We start from the raw sequence: 1,757 nt of genomic DNA, 5'->3' as shown, positions 1-1,757 counted from the left end.
CCCGTTAGAATTCCTGTAATACGAATATTTGGAGTTTGAATAAAAAAGAACGCCTCGTTATGATGGGGTTACGCACGAGGTCATTGCCTCAAAAAGCCCATCTGGAGGTCGCTCTATCATGAAGTTTAAAGCACAAAACAAACAAAATCAACTCATTGAAAACATTACCGTTCATCATTTAGTGGTCGGCGTAGATATCGCTCAAGAGACCCATGTAGCCAGGGCCGTCAGCTTTCGTGGGATTGCTCTAGGGAATCCGCTTCAATTTGGAAATCATCGTGACGGCTTCGAGCTTTTCAAACGTTGGATTGAGACCTTACTTCAAACCCACCAACTGAACAAAATCTTGGTTGGCATGGAGCCCACCGGTCACTACTGGTTCAACCTAGCACGCTGGCTCTCCGACCAAGGTATAGAGGCTGTTCTAGTAAATCCTCATCTTGTCAAAAAGAACAAGGAAAACCGAGATAATACACCCTCTAAAAGCGATCACAAAGATGCGCTTGTTATCGCGGACATGATTAAAAATGGGTACTATTCCCCTGTTCGTTTTCATTCCGAGACTTACGAAGAGCTACGTATTCTCATGGCTAACCGAGAAACCGTTACCAAACGCCTTAACAGTGCCGTCAACCAGATTCATCGCTGGGTAGACATTGTTTTTCCTGAGTTGCGGCAGGTCTTTAAGATCCTTACCTGCACCAGTGCAATCGCCACACTCAGACTCTTCCCGTTACCGAGTGAGATTGGTCAATTAACTACGGATCAAGTTATTTTTGGCTGGAAGCAATATGTGAAGCGTCATGCTGGAGTGAAACGCGCTGAGCTGCTGATTTCCCTTGCAAAATCCAGTGTGGGCACGACTCAGGCACTCCGTTCTTACAAGCTTCATCTGGGTCAGCTGCTTGAAGAATATGACTTGGCTCAGCGTCAACTTGAGCAGATTGAACATGAGCTCCGTACTATTCTCGAACATATTCCTTACGCACAGAAGCTGCTTGAAATCCGAGGCATCCATGTCACAAACCTAGCGGGTATTCTTGGTGAGGCTGGGGATCTAAGTGGTTATTCACATGGTAATGCGCTGTTACGTCACGCCGGCTTGAATCTAGCCGAAGCTAGTTCTGGGAAATGGCGAGGAAAGATGGTACTGAGCAAACGGGGCCGGCCTCGCTTACGTCATTTTCTGTATCTCATGACGATGAGCATGGTCATGACTAACCTCGAAATTCAAGCTCTACACCGCTACAATGTAGAAGAAAAGAAGTTAAAGAAAATGAAATCCATTATGAAATTATGTGGAAAAGTAGCACGGATGCTAGTCGCTTTGGCAAAAAACAATACAGCTTACGAACCCATTAGGGTATTGCCACAAGCAGCATAAGCAATACATCCTCACCAGTTCATGCATTCGTAGGATTTCAAGAAGCACGGAGTATCGGGAGACGTTAAACAAAAGGGCTCGGACCCGTTCCGTTAGAAAGACCGACCTCCACCCCTTGGTTAAGATGTGACGAAGGAATGATAGGGCTTGGACCCGTTGAGACATGGGAGTGAGAATCACTAAGGCGAAGTGGAGACGTGCAAATATGGAATAATTTGGGTGATTAATGCTCACCCTTTATTTCTGCATGCCCAATTCTCCTTTAACTGACTACCAGCTCCTCAAACATCTCTTTCTTCGAATTAAACAAGGGATGAAATCCTACGAATTCATGAGCTTGAGTGAGGAAAACGAATTATATTGAGGGAGTTGA

At 45.3% G+C, this 1,757-nt stretch carries 1 protein-coding gene; it reads left to right on the top strand.

What is annotated here, in order from left to right:
• The first annotated feature begins 118 nt into the window (after positions 1-118).
• A complete protein-coding gene (locus BLW49_RS28420; RefSeq protein WP_090728282.1) occupies positions 119-1,384 on the top strand; it encodes an IS110 family RNA-guided transposase in 1,266 nt (421 codons plus the stop codon).
• The last annotated feature ends 373 nt before the right edge of the window (positions 1,385-1,757 follow it).

Source organism: Paenibacillus sp. PDC88 (assembly GCF_900106725.1).
Taxonomy (GTDB): Bacteria; Bacillota; Bacilli; order Paenibacillales; family Paenibacillaceae; genus Paenibacillus; species Paenibacillus shunpengii.
This window is presented reverse-complemented; position numbering and strand designations above follow the sequence as displayed.